The 12,666-nt window shown below is 73.1% G+C and carries 14 protein-coding genes and 1 pseudogene; 12 read left to right on the top strand and 3 right to left on the bottom strand.

Annotated elements, in window-relative coordinates; all coding sequences use genetic code 11:
* Positions 1-1,794 (bottom strand): M16 family metallopeptidase, encoded by a 1,794-nt coding sequence (locus tag ACZ60T_RS10330; RefSeq protein ID WP_469665518.1) that lies wholly within the window; start codon positions 1,792-1,794, stop codon positions 1-3.
* Positions 1,795-1,809: 15 nt separating this feature from the next.
* A complete protein-coding gene (locus ACZ60T_RS10325; RefSeq protein WP_469665517.1) occupies positions 1,810-2,793 on the bottom strand; it encodes a hypothetical protein in 984 nt (327 codons plus the stop codon).
* A gap of 394 nt (positions 2,794-3,187) precedes the next feature.
* On the opposite strand from ACZ60T_RS10325, the gene ACZ60T_RS10320 reads away from it, so the two are divergent.
* The 8 genes and pseudogenes from ACZ60T_RS10320 to ACZ60T_RS10285 all read left to right on the top strand — a co-directional run bounded on the left by ACZ60T_RS10320 (position 3,188) and on the right by ACZ60T_RS10285 (position 9,357).
* The gene (locus ACZ60T_RS10320; protein ID WP_469665516.1) at positions 3,188-3,400 is read left to right on the top strand and encodes a DUF4287 domain-containing protein; all 213 of its coding nucleotides are present in this window, start codon (positions 3,188-3,190) and stop codon (positions 3,398-3,400) included.
* A 42-nt stretch (positions 3,401-3,442) separates the two neighbouring features.
* Positions 3,443-3,814: a holo-ACP synthase gene (locus ACZ60T_RS10315; protein WP_365632524.1), complete on the top strand. Its 372-nt coding sequence runs from the start codon at positions 3,443-3,445 to the stop codon at positions 3,812-3,814.
* Between the two features lie 42 nt (positions 3,815-3,856).
* Positions 3,857-5,290 carry an NAD(P)H-hydrate dehydratase gene (locus ACZ60T_RS10310; RefSeq protein ID WP_469665515.1) on the top strand — a complete coding sequence of 478 codons (1,434 nt, stop codon included), beginning with the start codon at positions 3,857-3,859 and terminating at the stop codon, positions 5,288-5,290.
* Positions 5,291-5,483: 193 nt separating this feature from the next.
* Positions 5,484-5,873 (top strand): annotated as a pseudogene (locus ACZ60T_RS10305) (L,D-transpeptidase); the annotation flags it as partial.
* 58 nt (positions 5,874-5,931) lie between these two features.
* Positions 5,932-7,095, top strand: a complete 1,164-nt coding sequence (alr, locus tag ACZ60T_RS10300) for an alanine racemase (protein WP_365632530.1) — start codon at positions 5,932-5,934, stop codon at positions 7,093-7,095.
* A gap of 124 nt (positions 7,096-7,219) precedes the next feature.
* Positions 7,220-8,437, top strand: coding sequence for an alpha/beta fold hydrolase (locus tag ACZ60T_RS10295; protein ID WP_365634573.1), 1,218 nt, complete (start codon positions 7,220-7,222; stop codon positions 8,435-8,437).
* A gap of 13 nt (positions 8,438-8,450) precedes the next feature.
* The gene (gene tsaE / locus ACZ60T_RS10290; RefSeq protein WP_365634569.1) at positions 8,451-8,975 is read left to right on the top strand and encodes a tRNA (adenosine(37)-N6)-threonylcarbamoyltransferase complex ATPase subunit type 1 TsaE; all 525 of its coding nucleotides are present in this window, start codon (positions 8,451-8,453) and stop codon (positions 8,973-8,975) included.
* A gap of 187 nt (positions 8,976-9,162) precedes the next feature.
* Positions 9,163-9,357 carry a hypothetical protein gene (locus ACZ60T_RS10285; protein WP_365634566.1) on the top strand — a complete coding sequence of 65 codons (195 nt, stop codon included), beginning with the start codon at positions 9,163-9,165 and terminating at the stop codon, positions 9,355-9,357.
* Between the two features lie 12 nt (positions 9,358-9,369).
* Here ACZ60T_RS10285 and ACZ60T_RS10280 read toward each other — a convergent pair whose 3' ends face one another.
* Complete coding sequence (locus tag ACZ60T_RS10280; RefSeq protein WP_469665514.1) at positions 9,370-9,924, bottom strand: hypothetical protein; 555 nt, start codon at positions 9,922-9,924, stop codon at positions 9,370-9,372.
* A gap of 181 nt (positions 9,925-10,105) precedes the next feature.
* On the opposite strand from ACZ60T_RS10280, the gene tsaB reads away from it, so the two are divergent.
* The 4 genes from tsaB to ACZ60T_RS10260 are packed head-to-tail and all read left to right on the top strand — an operon-like array spanning position 10,106 to position 12,651.
* Positions 10,106-10,759, top strand: coding sequence for a tRNA (adenosine(37)-N6)-threonylcarbamoyltransferase complex dimerization subunit type 1 TsaB (gene tsaB, locus ACZ60T_RS10275; protein WP_365634560.1), 654 nt, complete (start codon positions 10,106-10,108; stop codon positions 10,757-10,759).
* On the top strand, positions 10,756-11,286 hold the full coding sequence (gene rimI / locus ACZ60T_RS10270) for a ribosomal protein S18-alanine N-acetyltransferase (protein WP_365634557.1): 531 nt from the start codon (positions 10,756-10,758) through the stop codon (positions 11,284-11,286). The genes tsaB and rimI overlap by 4 nt, the downstream gene beginning before the upstream one ends.
* Positions 11,279-12,397 carry a tRNA (adenosine(37)-N6)-threonylcarbamoyltransferase complex transferase subunit TsaD gene (gene tsaD / locus ACZ60T_RS10265; RefSeq protein WP_469665513.1) on the top strand — a complete coding sequence of 373 codons (1,119 nt, stop codon included), beginning with the start codon at positions 11,279-11,281 and terminating at the stop codon, positions 12,395-12,397. Before rimI ends, tsaD begins: the two co-directional genes overlap by 8 nt.
* Positions 12,394-12,651 carry a hypothetical protein gene (locus ACZ60T_RS10260; protein WP_365634551.1) on the top strand — a complete coding sequence of 86 codons (258 nt, stop codon included), beginning with the start codon at positions 12,394-12,396 and terminating at the stop codon, positions 12,649-12,651. The genes tsaD and ACZ60T_RS10260 overlap by 4 nt, the downstream gene beginning before the upstream one ends.
* Positions 12,652-12,666: the final 15 nt, after the last annotated feature.

The raw sequence follows: 12,666 nt of genomic DNA, 5'->3' as shown, positions 1-12,666 counted from the left end.
TCAGCCGCGGGCGTCCTGCGCGCGGTGGTAGGACCGGTGGGTGTAGTAGGCCAGCATGGCGCCCGGCACGATCGCGCGGGCGAGGTAGTACCACGCCGGGTGCTCCGTGTCGTGCGTGCCGAAGGCGGCGAACAGCATCGCCACGACGAACACCACGTCCAGCACCACCATGCCGATGAGCCCGAGCGGCCACCTCCGCGCCGCCTTGCCGCCGTTGGTGTTCCCGGCCGTCCGCGCGGCGCTCTGCCGCTCGCGCGGGCGCGGGATCCGTTCCGGGTCACGGGCCGGCAGGGGGACCACCAACTCGGCGGGGACGGCCGCGTCAAGGGCCGCGATCCGCTGGGCCGTCACCCCCCGGAACAGGGTGGGCTCGATGGCCACGCGGAAGCCGTCGAGGCCGGTCAGCTCGCGGGCCCCGTCGGGGCGGGCGGTCATCGCGGCGCAGGAGTCGAAGCGCACGGTGACCGGGCCGCCCGGCAGCAGCAGACTCACGCCCTGCTCGCCGATGACCAGCGTGACGTCGTCGTCCTCCAGGGAGGGGTGCCGGGTGCCGACGACCGGAGTCGACGAGTACTGCGGAGCGGGCGTGAACCCCGCCCATTCGGCCTCCCGGGTGGGCACTTGGAGCAGCGCGCCGCCCCACACCTCGCGGGCGACCTCGCGCAGATCCGCGACCGTGACCGCGTTCAGCTCGGCCTTGTGCTGCTCGGGGGAGAGCAGCCGGTGGCCGAGCAGCAGGCTGAGCGCGTACGTCGGCAGCAGGGCGGCGCCGAGGTCGGGGGTGTCGTACATCTTGAGCATCTTGCCGCGTACGGCGTCCAGTTCGGCCTGTTCGATACGGCCCGCGCGCAGCCGGGCGAGCGTGTCCACGAACCCGCCGACCACCGCCGCCTGCTTCCTGGGCAACGCGTCGGCGTACGCGGTGAGCGTGGCGAAGTCCGCGTCGCGCGGGCTGTAGTCGGCGTCGGCCGTGTACGAGTACCCGCCCTCCTGCCGCAGATCCTGGTAGAGGGCGCGGCCGAGGACGTCGGCGAAGACGGCCGCCGCGGTGGTGCGGCGCAGGACCGAGGTGAGGACGACATGGCCGTCCTCGCCGCGGATGTAGGCGGGCGTGACGGGCAGCGCGCTGGACGGGTCCGGTGCCGGGACACGGCGGCCGGCGGGCAGCGTGAGGTCCAGGCCGTCCGGTACGTGGTCGCTGGTGATCCACAGCACCGCGTTGTCCCGGGTGAAGCGGGTCTCGGCCCACTGCCGTACCTCGTCGGCGGTCAGTCGCAGGGTGCCGAGTTCGTCGTAGCTGGACAGGCCGTAGCCCTGGGCGCCGTAACGCCACAGCGGCATCGAGGTGCCCGGACCGGCGCCGCGCCCCGCGGCCTCGGTACGGAGGATCTCCTTCTCCGTCTCCAGCCGGTCAAGCGGTAGGTCGCGCAGCGCCGCGCAGACGGCGTTGAGGTACGCGACGACCTCCTCCTCACTGCCGGTGACGTGGAAGAGGGTGTACGCGTTCGCCGTGGCGCCGTTGTAGTGCAGGTCGGACAGGCCGAGGCGGTGCAGGGCGAGGTGTTCGACGAGGTGGGTGATGCCGGAGGTGGGCAGCGTCTCGTCGGCCCGGCCCACGCGGAAGAAGAGACCGGCGGTGATCTCGCCGGGGCGCGGCGCGTGGAGGACGGGAACGCCCTGGGCGGTGGTGTGGGCGATCAGGCCGTCGAGGGCGGCGAGTTCGGCGCTGTCGCGGCCCGTCGTCGTGTCGTACGTGGTCGCGTCGTACGTGGTCGTCCGGTCGTACGTGGTCATCGGTCGTCCTCCCTCTCAGAGCGTCGCCAGCGCGGCCTTGCGGAACTTCATGAACCGGCTCTGCCAGTCCCCCAGGTACTGCCACGAGGACGCGGAGGCCGTATTGCCCAGGGCGGCGAAGTGCCGGGCGGCGTCCTCGAGATGGCCGCCCAGCGAGAAGGCGAGGGCGAAGGTGCTGTGACCCGTGATCCAGTGCCAGTCCTGACGGTAGGCCGAGTGCAGGACGGAGACCAGGGCGGCGTGGCGCAGGTCGTCACGGACGGGTACGCCGCGCATGTACGCCGTCGCCTCGCTGCCCTCCAGCTCCAGCCAGTGCTCGACATGGGCCTCGGCGACCAGGATCCCGGCGTGCGAGCCGTCCGGCGCGGAGGCCGCGCACTCCTGGGCGAAGCCGTGCGCGTCCTCCCAGGAGCCGCCCCACTTGGGGCACACCTGCTGGAGCAACTGCGCCTGCGCGCTGAAGTGGTGGGGGTGATGGGCGGACAGCCGGTCGTAGCGGCGCCGGGTCTCGGACTGCCCCAGTTGCAGACCGCGGGCGAGGGTGATGCGGGACGTCCAGGCGGGGGCGTACGCGGGCTGCTCCGCGCAGACCTCGATCAGCAACTGCTCGGCCTTGCGCAGCCAGGAGTGGAACTCGGCGAACTGGTCGCGCGAGACGTGCTCGGCACGGGCACCGCTGCGGATCTCCCAGCCGATGCGGATGTACCGCTCGGCCAGCAGCGTGCGCGGCAGCGGATCGCCGGGCCGGGCCGCCACGGCCTTCTCCAGGTAGGTCTCGGTCCCGTCGATACCGCCGAACGCGCCGACGGCGACGGAGGTCTTGTCGACGGAGTCGAGCCCGGCGAAGAAGTCCTGGGTGGCCGCCCAGTCACCGGCCCGAGCGGCGGTGCGCAGCGGGGCGAGTCCGCGAAGCGCGTCGAACGGGTCGGTCACCAGCGCCGGGGCCCGCTCGGCTCTGCCTTCGTCGCCGCCCTCTCTGCCGCTGCTGCTCCTGCTCATGGCTTCGCCCCCTTGGCGTAAGGAATGTGTTCCGACCGCAGCACGCGCCGACTGACCCCCAGGGCGCGCGATGTGATCCACAAGTGCACGAACGGGCGCGAATGTGAACCGCTGGTGTGCACGGTGTGATCGAGTCTGCGCAGGTTAGCAGGGGTGTCTGACATGAGGTGACTGGATTTCAGGTGACGGCGAGGGGGCGCTCGTCGAACCCGCCGAACCTGCCGAACTCGGCGCTGTCCGAGCCGACTTCCGAGCCGACGTCCGGGCGATCTCCGAGGCGGCCTCCGGGCCCGACCGATGAATTCCCGTCCCAACTCCGGTCATCACTACGTACGTTGTACACACGCCACACCAACGACCGCACGGACGCAGCCGCCAGGAAGGACCACCCGCCATGACCGCACCCGCCAATGGCCCCGCCAGCTACTTCCCCTCCATCGAGAAGAAGTACGGCCGCCCGATCGCCGAGTGGACGGACCTCATCCGCTCCTCGCCGCTGACCAAGCACATGGAACTGGTCAACTGGCTCAAGTCCGAGCACGGCCTGGGCCACGGCCACGCCAACGCCCTGGTGGCGCACACCCTCGCGGAGAAGAGCGGCGCGTAAGGCGACCGGGCCGGGGCGCCGGGCGGATCGTAGAGTGCCCGGATGAGCATCATCGGAGTCGGTATCGACGTGGCCGAGATCGATCGGTTCCGGGCCGCGCTGGAGCGTACCCCGGGGCTGGTCGAACGGCTCTTCGTGGAGCGGGAGTTGTCGCTGCCCAGTGGGGAGCGGCGGGGGCTCGCCTCCTTGGCGGCGCGGTTCGCGGCCAAGGAGGCGTTGGCCAAGGCCCTGGGCGCGCCCAGTGGGCTGCACTGGACGGACGCCGAGGTGTACGTCGAGGAGAGCGGGCAGCCGCGGCTGCGGGTGACGGGCACGGTCGCGGCCCGTGCCGCCGAACTCGGCGTGCGGTCCTGGCATGTGTCCCTCAGCCATGACGCGGGTGTCGCGTCCGCGGTGGTCGTCGCCGAGGGGTAGCGCCTCCGCCGTGCCGCGACAGCCGTGCGGGAGACTCGGCGTATGCGTACTGCGTACAGCGTGGAGACGGTGAGGGCGGCCGAGCGGGCGCTCATGGCGCGGCTACCGGAAGGCGCGTTGATGCAGCGCGCCGCCGCCGGACTGGCCGCGACCTGCGCCCAGGTGCTGGGCCGGGTGTACGGCAGCCGGGTGGTGCTGCTGGTCGGCAGCGGGGACAACGGCGGGGACGCCCTGTACGCGGGGGCGCGGCTCGCCCGGCGCGGGGCCGGTGTCACCGCGTTGCCGCTCACGCCCGACCGCGCGCACCAGGGCGGGCTCGCGGCCCTGCGGCGCGCCGGTGGCACGGTCGCGGACCCCGCGGTGGCTGCCGAGGAGGCGATCCGGCGGGCCGACCTGGTCATGGACGGGATCGTCGGGATCGGCGGCAAGGGCGGCCTGCGGACGGACGCCGCACGGCTCGCCGCGCTCGCCTCGCGCTCGCGCGCGGCCGTCGTCGCCGTGGACCTGCCGAGCGGGGTGGAGGCCGACAGCGGGGAGGTACGCGGGGCGGCCGTACGGGCGGACCTCACGGTGACCTTCGGTACGCACAAGCCGGCGCTGCTCGTCGACCCGGCACGCGAGTACGCCGGCACCGTACGCCTCGTCGACATCGGGCTCGAACTGCCCGAGGAGGCCGAACTGGAGGCGCTTCAGCACGCGGACGTGGCGGCGCTGCTGCCGCTGCCGGGCGCGGAGAGCGACAAGTACCGGCGCGGGGTGGTCGGGATCGCCGCCGGGTCCGCCCGCTATCCCGGCGCGGCCGTGCTCGCGGTGGCGGGCGCGCTGCGGGGCGGGGCCGGGGCCGTGCGGTACGTGGGGCCCGCCGCGAGCGCGGTGATCGCCCGCTTCCCGGAGACGCTCGTGTCCGACAAGGGCCCCGCGAAGGCCGGGCGGGTGCAGGCCTGGGTCGTCGGGCCCGGCGCCGGGGACGAGGCGCGGTCCGTGGCGGAGGTGCTGAAGGCCGAGGTGCCCGTGCTCATCGACGCGGACGGGCTGCGGCTGGCCGACCGGGGCACCGTGCGCGGCCGCTCGGCCCCCACCCTGCTGACCCCGCACGCCGGGGAGGCCGCCGCCCTGCTCGGGGTCTCGCGCGAGGAGGTCGAGGGCGCCCGGCTCACGGCGGTACGGGAACTGGCGGCGCGCTACGACGCGACGGTGCTGCTCAAGGGCTCGACCACGCTGGTGGCGGACCCCCAGGGCGGGCCGGTGCGGGTGAACGCGACGGGCACGCCGTGGCTGGCGACCGCGGGCAGCGGGGACGTGCTCTCCGGGCTCTCCGGCTCGCTGCTCGCGGCCGGTCTCTCGCCCCGGGACGCCGGGAGCACGGCGGCGTATCTGCACGGCCTCGCGGGCCGGTACGCGGCGGACGGCGCCCCCGCGGGCGCCCACGACGTGGCGGACGCCCTCCCGGAGGCCTGGCGGGACGTACGCGACTGAGCGACCACCCGCCGGGGCCACGCGCCCGCGTGGCGCCCGCGTACGGGTGACCCGCGAGCGCGGCGGCTCCGTCGCACCGGCGCGCTCGCGCTTGTCTGATCACATGATCAGTACACGCATGGCCGGTCGCAGTGCCACGGTCCTCCTCACCGTCGCCACCGCCCTCTCCTCGGCCACCACAGTCGCCGCCGCCCCCGACGCCCCGAGGAAGTGCCCCGTACGCGCGTACCGCGTCGCCTGCGTCGACCTCACGCGTCAGCTCACCTGGGTGCAGAAGGGGGAGAACGTGGTCTACGGCCCCGTCCCGGTCCGCACCGGCGGCCCGGGGTACCGGACCCGCACCGGCTGGCACAAGATCGTCTGGAAGCACCGGAACCACTGGTCGACGCTCTACGACACCCCCATGCCGTACAGCCAGTTCTTCAGCGGCGGCCAGGCCTTCCACGCCGTGGACGACGACCTCGCGAGCGGGGACGGTTCCTACGGCTGCGTGAACATGCGCCCCGCCGACGCCCGCGCGCTGTGGGGGTTCCTGAAGGAGGGTGACCGCGTGTACGTATGGGGGCGCAAGCCCGGCACCTGAGACCCGAGCGGTACCGGTGCCGGATCACCGTCGACGGCTTTTGAGACACTGGGGCGCCATGACAAGTTCAAAGACAGCACCCTTTCGCGCCCGCGCCGAGATCGATCTGGCGGCCCTTCGAGCGAACGTACGAGCCTTGCGCGCCCGCACGCCGGGCGCGGCCCTGATGGCCGTGGTCAAGGCGGACGCGTACGGACATGGCGCGGTGCCGTGCGCCCGTGCGGCCCTCGAAGCCGGTGCGAAGTGGCTCGGTACGGCCACGCCCGAGGAGGCCCTCGCCCTGCGCGAGGCGGGCCTTCCGGGGCGTCTCATGTGCTGGCTCTGGACGCCCGGCGGTCCCTGGCGGCAGGCGATCGAGGCCGATGTCGACGTGTCCGTGAGCGGCCTGTGGGCCCTCGCGGAGGTGCGCGAGGCGGCAGCCGCCGCGGGCGCGCCCGCCCGCGTCCATCTCAAGGCCGACACCGGCCTCGGACGTAACGGATGCCAGCCCGACGACTGGCCCGAACTCGTCGCCGAGGCCCTGCGCGCCCAGGCGGACGGCCTGCTCACCGTGGTCGGCCTGTGGTCGCACTTCGCCTGTGCCGACGAGCCCGGCCACCCCTCGATCCAGGCCCAGCTCACCCGCTTCCGCGAGATGGTGGCGTACGCCGAGGCGCAGGGGGTGCGGCCCGAGGTGCGGCACATCGCCAACTCGCCCGCCACGCTCACCCTGCCCGAGGCCCACTTCGACCTCGTCCGCACGGGCATCGCGATGTACGGCATCTCGCCGAGCCCCGACCTCGGCACCCCGGCCGACCTCGGACTGCGCCCGGTGATGGCGCTCAAGGCCTCGCTCGCCCTGGTGAAGCAGGTCCCCGGCGGCCACGGCATCAGCTACGGGCACCTCTACACCACCCCCGGCACCACCACCCTCGGCCTGGTCCCCGTCGGCTACGGCGACGGCATCCCGCGCCATGCCTCCGGCGCGGGCCCGGTCCTGGTCGACGGCAAGCCGCGTACGGTCGCGGGCCGGATCGCCATGGACCAGTTCGTGGTCGACCTGGGCGGCGACGAGCCGGCGCCGGGCACGGAGGCCGTCCTCTTCGGCTCCGGCGACCTCGGCGAGCCCACCGCCGAGGACTGGGCGCAGGCAGCCGGGACGATTGCATACGAAATCGTGACCCGGATCGGCGCCCGCATCCCGCGCGTCTACGTGAAGGTGGATACCGAACACGAGGGCTGACCCGTCCGGGTGAATCCGGTAGGGGCCTGTTCCGAGGTGCCCGTCGTCCGCGCGGACGACGGACACCTCGGAACAGGCCCCACGTCATGGCAGCACGAGCGGAGCTCTCGGGGAGGAGCGGGACGTGAGCGAGAGCAGCGCCGGGGCCGTGGAGGCCGTCGCGGGCGAGGCCGCCTCCGCCGCCGGGAACTGGCGCGTCGCCGGTCTCGCGGGCGCGGCGCTGGGCATGGTCGCGGCGGGTGCCGCCGCCGGTGTGGCCATCGAACGGCTGACGGTCGGCCGCAACATGCGCCGCAAGGCCCGGCTCGTCCTCGACTCGGCGGGCCCCTACGGCGGCTTGCGCGGCACCCCCGGCAAGGCGTACGCGGACGACGGGACCGAGCTGTACTACGAGGTGGACGACGTCGAGCCGGAGGGCGGCTCCATACCGCGCCGCCGCAGGCTCTTCGGCCGCAAGACCCCGGCCCCGGTCACCGTCGTCTTCAGCCACGGCTACTGCCTCAACCAGGACTCCTGGCACTTCCAGCGGGCCGCGCTGCGCGGTGTCGTGCGGACGGTGCACTGGGACCAGCGCAGCCATGGCCGCTCCGGGCGTGGCAAGGCGCAGGCCGACGGCACGCCCGTCTCCATCGACCAGCTCGGGCGCGATCTCAAGGCCGTGATCGACGCGGCCGTGCCCGAAGGTCCGATCGTGCTCGCCGGACACTCCATGGGCGGCATGACGATCATGGCGCTGGCCGACCAGTTCCCCGAGCTGATCCGCGACCGGGTCGTCGGCGTCGCCCTCGTCGGCACGTCCGCCGGGCGGCTCGGCGAGGTCAACTTCGGACTGCCCATGGCGGGCGTCAACGCGATACGGCGCATCCTGCCCGGCGTGCTGAAGGCGATGGGACAGCAGGTCGCCCTCGTGGAGAAGGGGCGCCGGGCCACCGCCGACCTGTTCGCGGGGCTCATCAAGTGGTACTCGTTCGCGTCACGGGACGTCGATCCGGCCATCGCCCGATTCGCCGAACGGATGATCGAGGGCACCCCGATCGACGTCGTCGCGGAGTTCTACCCGGCGTTCGACGACCACGACAAGACCGCGGCGCTCGCCCACTTCGCGGATCTTCCCGTCCTCGTCCTGGCCGGTGTCCAGGACCTGGTCACGCCGAGCGAGCACAGCGAGGCGATCGCCGATCTGCTGCCCGACGCCGAACTGGTGCTTGTGCCCGACGGGGGGCACCTCGTCATGCTGGAACACCCCGAGGCCGTGACCGACCGCCTCGCCGATCTGCTCGCCCGGACGGGAGCGGTGCCCGCCCCGGCTACCGTGGATGGCTGTGGCTCCGCCTTCTCCTGAACGAAGAGTGACGATGGAAGATCTCGCAACACCGCACACCCCGGCACCCGACGGCGTCACCGTCCGGCTCACCATCACCTCCCCCGAACAGATGCGGGAGCTGGGGCTCCGGCTCGCCGAGCTGCTGCGTGCCGGGGACCTCGTGATGCTCAACGGCGAGCTGGGCGCGGGCAAGACCACCCTGACCCGCGGGCTCGGCGAAGGGCTCGGCGTGCGGGGCGCGGTCACCTCCCCGACCTTCGTGATCGCCCGGGTGCACCCGTCCCTCGGCGACGGCCCGCCCCTGGTCCACGTGGACGCCTACCGCCTGGGCGGCGGCCTCGACGAGATGGAGGACCTCGACCTCGACGTCTCGCTGCCGGACTCCGTCGTCGTCGTGGAGTGGGGCGAGGGCAAGGTCGAGGAGCTGACGGACGACCGGCTCCACGTGGTCATCCACCGTGCGGTCGGCGACACCACGGACGAAGTGCGCCATGTCACCTTCACGGGCATCGGACGCCGCTGGGCGAGCGTCGACCTGGGCGTGCTGTCGGCCTGACCAGGCCGTAATCGCCGCGATCGGCGGGCTTCCGGACGTCCTGCCACGGCGTGCTCTCGCCCGCCCAACGTTCCGACAACGCGTCGGCATGATGTTGCATCGCGGGTGCCGGGCGTGGTCACATGGATGTCAGTCCGTGGTTAGGTCTACCTAACCGCGCCGGCCCTCGTGACTCCAGGAGGCGTCCATGCCGGCTTCAGAACGAGACGAGACGCGACCGCGCGGGGCGGCCGGAGCCGCCGGGGTGTCGATGCGGGACCTGCTGGCGTCGTGCGCCGCGGCGAAGCTGATCTCGACCCCGCCGCCGGACCCTGAGCCCGAGACGCCCCGAGCCACGTCCCCGGCCGCGTCGGCCACCGAGGAGCACCGCAGAGCCGCGTAGGGCGCGGTCGCGTCAGGGGACGACGACGACCTTCTCCCCGTCCTTCGCGAACTCCCACAGCGCGGTGCCGTCCGCCCGGGACTCGCGGATCCCGCCCAGCTTCTTCGAGGCGTCGGGCGCGGGCGTCGACCCGTCGATCGCCGCGCTGAAGCCGATCACCGCGGGCTGAAGTGCGAACACCACGATGTGCTCCACCTGAACACCGTCCGAACCGGCTCCGGACGGGCGCTTGGACCTCACCTGGTACGTGCCGGGCGCCGGATCCACCGTCCCCGGCGTGACCTCGAACGTGCGCCGGACCTTGCCGTCGGCGCCGACCAGCCACACCCGGTCGTCCTCCAGCCCGTACACCACCCGCTCGCCGGTGCCGGAGTCGCCGGGCAGCGCCACCGGGACGTCCTTCTTGTCCTCGGGCGCCTTCGGCACGGTGGGCTTCGGTGACGTCTTCACCCGCGGCTTGCCCAGGGTGTCGGGCACGTTGGCCGACGCCTGGTAGGCGAGGAATCCGACCGCGGCGATGGCCGCCGCGGTGAGCCCGGCCACGAATCCCGAGCTGCCCCTAGCCACCCTGTGCCCCACCTCTCGGCCCCGCGCGGACGGCCTTGCGCCGCACGCGGACGTACTCGTAGCTGTATGCGTCTCGTACGACGTACTGATTCCGCCGTACATCTTCGGTGTGACGTTAGCAGCAGGGGTGGACCGTACCGGGGCGGCCGTATGGCGGGCGCGAGCGCCGTAGGCTGTTTGCGTGCTCTTGCTCGCTCTGGATACCGCCACCCCCGCCGTCACCGTCGCGCTGCACGACGGCACATCCGTCGTCGCCTCCTCGAGTCAGGTGGACGCGCGCCGGCACGGGGAACTCCTGCTGCCCGCCGTCGATCGGGTCCTCGCCGAGGCGGACACCCGGCTCGACGCCGTCACGGCCGTCGTCGTGGGCGTGGGCCCCGGCCCCTACACGGGGCTGCGCGTCGGCCTGATGACCGCCGACGCCTTCGGGCTCGCTCTCGGCGTGCCCGTGTACGGCGTGTGCACCCTCGACGCCCTCGCGTACGCCTCCGGGCTCGACGAGCCCTTCGTCGTGGCCACGGACGCGCGCCGCAAGGAGGTCTACTGGGCGCGGTACGACAACGCCCGCACGCGCGTCACCGAGCCCGCGGTGGACCGGCCCGCCGAGATCGCCGACACGGTCGCGGGCCTGCCCGCCGTCGGCGCCGGGGCGCTGCTCTACCCGGACACGTTCACGCAGGCGCGGGAGCCCGAGCACGTGTCCGCGGCGGCGCTCGCGTCCCTCGCGGCGGAGCGGATCGGGGCGGGCGAGGAGCTGCCCGCGCCCCGGCCGCTGTATCTGCGCCGCCCGGACGCGCAGGTGCCCAAGAACTACAAGGTGGTCACGCCCAAGTGACCGCGCCCGTGACGCCCGTACTGCGCGAGATGCGCTGGTGGGACATCGATCCCGTACTGGAGCTGGAGAAGGACCTCTTCCCCGAGGACGCCTGGTCGCGGGGCATGTTCTGGTCCGAGCTGGCGCACGCCCGGGGCCCGGAGGCGACCCGGCGGTATGTCCTGGCCGTCGAGGAGGAGCGGGTCGTCGGCTACGCGGGCCTGGCCGTCCAGGGCGACCTGGGCGACATCCAGACCATCGCCGCCGCCCGCGACCACTGGGGCACCGGTCTCGGCCGACGGTTGCTGACCGAGCTGCTCCAGGCCGCGACGGCGTTCGAGTGCGCCGAGGTGATGCTCGAGGTCCGGGTCGACAACGTGCGCGCGCAGAAGCTGTACGAGCGCTTCGGCTTCGAGCCCATCGGCTTCCGACGCGGCTACTACCAGCCGGGGAACGTCGACGCCCTGGTGATGCGCCTGACCACAGCATCCGACGGCGGTTCCGGCACGGAACCGACATCAGTACAAGGAACCGAGAGCAATGGCTGACGAACCCCTGGTCCTGGGGATCGAGACCTCCTGTGACGAGACCGGTGTCGGCATCGTCCGCGGCACGACCCTCCTCGCGGACGCCGTCGCGTCCAGCGTCGACGAGCACGCGCGCTTCGGCGGTGTGGTCCCCGAGGTCGCCTCCCGCGCGCACCTCGAGGCCATGGTGCCGACCATCGACCGGGCGCTGAAGGAAGCGGGGGTGAGCGCGAAGGACCTCGACGGCATCGCGGTCACCGCCGGGCCCGGTCTCGCCGGCGCCCTGCTGGTCGGCGTCTCGGCCGCGAAGGCGTACGCGTACGCGCTGGGCAAGCCGCTGTACGGCGTCAACCACCTCGCCTCCCACATCTGCGTGGACCAGTTGGAGCACGGCGCGCTGCCGGAGCCCACGATGGCGCTGCTGGTGAGCGGCGGGCACTCCTCGCTGCTGCTGTCCACCGACATCACCTCCGACGTCCGGCCGATGGGCGCGACCATCGACGACGCGGCGGGCGAGGCCTTCGACAAGGTCGCGCGCGTGCTGAACCTCGGCTTCCCGGGCGGCCCGGTCATCGACCGGTACGCGAAGGAGGGCGACCCGCGGGCCATCGCGTTCCCGCGCGGTCTGACCGGGCCCCGCGACGCGGCGTACGACTTCTCCTTCTCCGGTCTGAAGACGTCCGTGGCCCGCTGGATCGAGGCCAAGCGGGCGGCGGGGGAGGAGGTGCCGGTGCGTGATGTGGCGGCCTCCTTCCAGGAGGCGGTGGTGGACGTGCTGACCCGCAAGGCCGTACGGGCCTGCCGGGACCAGGGCGTCGACCATCTGATGATCGGCGGCGGTGTCGCGGCCAACTCCCGGCTGCGCGCGCTCGCCCAGGAGCGCTGCGAGGCGGCCGGTATCCGGCTGCGGGTGCCGCGGCCGAAGCTGTGCACGGACAACGGCGCGATGGTCGCGGCGCTGGGCGCCGAGATGGTGGCCCGCAACCGGGCCGCCTCCGACTGGGACCTGTCCGCGGACTCCTCGCTGCCGGTGACGGACACGCATGTCCCCGGGAACGGGCACACGCACACGCACTCCCACGACTCGCATGACCATGTGCACGAGATCAGCAAGGAGAACCTGTACTCGTGACGGTCGCGCTGATGTGGGAGGCGCGGGCCGTGGCCGGCCGCGGCGAGGAACTGCTGGCCTGGGCGCGGGCCCAGGAGCTGCCGTCGCCGCCGCTGCGCCGCGAGACCTTCCGCGCCCCCCAGGACCGGGTGCTCGTCATCACCTGGTGGGACGCGGACCTCACCGCCGACCTGCCCGAACTCCCCGACCCCGCGGAGGAGTCGGTGACCCGGGCGGTGCACCGGTGGCGCTTCGAGTCGGTGTCCGAGGACTGACCGGAGACCGCCCGA

The organism is Streptomyces sp. NPDC104371 (genome assembly GCF_055583785.1).
Note: the sequence above shows the minus strand (reverse complement) of the source record. Positions and strands in the feature narration are given on the sequence as shown.